The organism is Roseateles sp. (genome assembly GCF_049240545.1).
Classification (GTDB): domain Bacteria; phylum Pseudomonadota; class Gammaproteobacteria; order Burkholderiales; family Burkholderiaceae_C; genus Paucibacter_A.
Window position 1 is genome coordinate 1 of record NZ_JBMLSK010000323.1, and the last position, 1,500, is coordinate 1,500.

The 1,500-nt window shown below is 66.4% G+C and carries 1 protein-coding gene; it reads left to right on the forward strand.

What is annotated here, in order from left to right; all coding sequences use genetic code 11:
• Nucleotides 1-225: 225 nt before the first annotated feature.
• Entirely contained in the window at nt 226-1,479 is a 1,254-nt protein-coding gene (locus ACOVRJ_RS19835; protein WP_422045554.1) for an IS4 family transposase, read from the forward strand.
• Nucleotides 1,480-1,500: the final 21 nt, after the last annotated feature.

Consider the following 1,500-nt stretch of genomic DNA (forward strand, 5'->3'; position numbering starts at 1 on the left):
CAATCCACCCAAGTTAAGCCATCACCCATCTGATCGGTGCATTCGCCAACGCGCGTCAGCGCCGTTGGTCGGTTGATGCAGGTTGTTCGCTGAAATCGCTTGACACACCCCGCAGTTCGTGAGGCCGCCGCGGGGGGGGGGGCGGGCGGGGGGGGGGCGGCCCCCCCGCCCCCCCCCCCCCCCCGCCGCGGCCAGTGAGGTTCGTTTTCGAACCTCGAGCGGCTCATGAATCTGTCACGCCTCTGCACTTCGTTTGCCGACTACCTGCACTCGGAGGACTTCCTCCAGATCGCGCGTCATGCCGAGCATCCCAAGGCCTTCTCGCGCACGCGCAAATTGCCCTTGCCCGCGCTGGTGGCCACGCTGGTCTCGGGGCTCTGCAAGGGCGTGCAGGCCGAGCTCGATGAGTTCTTCGCTCACCTGCAGCAGCAGGCGGCGCTGATCCGGCACGTTTCAGCACAAGCCTTTGCGCAGGCACGCGCCAAGCTGCATGTCGACGCCTTGCCAGCCCTCAACGACCATCTGCTGAACCTCATTGAGCGCGCCGGCGGCGTGCCGCGCTGGCATGGGCTGCGCCGCATCGCGGTCGATGCCACCCAGCTGCGTTTCGGTCTGCGCGCCAGCCATGTACCGCGCGCGGCTTCTCGCGATGCGCTGGCCTTGGCCCTCTATCTGCCCGATGCGCAGCTGACGCTCGCCGCTCAGCTCCACAGCACCTGCGTCGGCGAACGTCAGGCGCTGTTTGAACAGCTCGATCACTTGGGCCCGGGCGATCTGCTGCTGCTTGATCGCGGCTATCCCTGCCGCTGGCTGGTCGGCGTGCTGCAGCGCCACGGCATCGACTTCTGCATGCGCGTCGATACCGCAGGCGAGCGGGGGTTTGCACGGGTGCAAGCGTTCCGGAAGTCCGATCTAGCCGAGCAGATCGTGACCCTGCCGCCGCCCGAGCCGCAGGATGTGGTCGACTTCGACTGCCCACCTGAGCCCGCGACAGTGCGCTTGATCCGCCACGTCTGCGCCGATGGCACATGCCGCATCCTGATGACCAGTCTGATGGACGCAGAGCGCTTCCCAGCCACACTGTTCGCCGGCCTCTACCACCAACGGTGGTCGATCGAGGAGGGCTTCAAGCGGCTCAAGCATCGGCTCTGCGTCGAGCATGTGTCAGGCCTGACTCACCTCGCCGTGCAGCAGGACTTTGCCGCCAAGGTGCTGTGCGACAACCTCGCGGCCTTGTTCACCCTGGCTGCGCGCGAGACACACGCGGTGCGCGCGCAGCGACGCACCAATCGCGCCTACGCGCGCACCGCACTCAAGCCGCTGATCCCCGCCCTGTTGTTCGGCTGCGCCTGCGTCGCCATGCTGCAGAGTGTCGTCAAGCTCATCGCGTCCCAGACCTTCAAGCATCGGCCGGGGCGTTCAAGGCCACGACCCGACAGGCCGAAGCCGCACAAGCACATGGCGTACAAGACTTGTTGAGGCTTAACTTGGGTGGATTGG

Excerpts from the sequence above, each read along its gene's own strand:
- ACOVRJ_RS19835 (WP_422045554.1), top strand. The coding sequence starts at position 226 with ATGAATCTGTCACGCCTCTGCACTTCGTTTGCCGACTACCTGCACTCG.